The following is a 530-nucleotide window of genomic DNA, read 5'->3' on the forward strand; positions in this document are numbered from 1 at the left end:
CAACTGGATGAATGCCGGTGCGCATGCGGCGTCGAAACCCGCTGCATTCCCCGCGTTATTGCTCTGCTCAGCCAGATTCTTGAATGCACCGCCCAGTTGTTTCCAACTTTTTCCGGCGCCTTCCTTCATTCCCGCTGGGATCGTGGCATCCAATATGGATGCAAGGTCGGCGGCGTCCGACAGATTTGGATATTCGCGGTTGCCCGACAGCAGGCTGCCTTGATATTCCAGGCTAAATTCGAAGCTGGCATATTGGGCTGCCGCATTCCCGCCCGGCGCGGACCACGACCAGGGAAATTTCTTGGGAAGGAAGCTGGTCGCAATGTCGGAATCAGCCGGCTTGACCACAAGCGGCCGCGAGAATGTGTAGGGGTCCCCGGCCGCTGTGGCACCGGTAAGAACCGGCGTGCTATTTCCGAACAGGCTCAGTTCGGCTTGCGAGCGGATAGAGTATTTATCGCTTTGCGTGTCGCCGAAGAACAGATTGCCGACCGGACCGAGCAGGTTGGCGAAGGCTGATATACCCGTCC

General features: G+C 58.3%; 1 protein-coding gene. It reads right to left on the minus strand.

Going from position 1 to position 530, the window contains the following annotated elements:
* Nucleotides 1-530: hypothetical protein (locus I6F66_RS22125; RefSeq protein WP_197209896.1), on the minus strand; the 530-nt coding region annotated here is incomplete at both ends.

Source organism: Pseudoalteromonas sp. NZS100_1 (assembly GCF_015864285.1).
In the GTDB taxonomy this organism is placed as follows: domain Bacteria; phylum Pseudomonadota; class Gammaproteobacteria; order Enterobacterales; family Alteromonadaceae; genus Pseudoalteromonas; species Pseudoalteromonas arctica.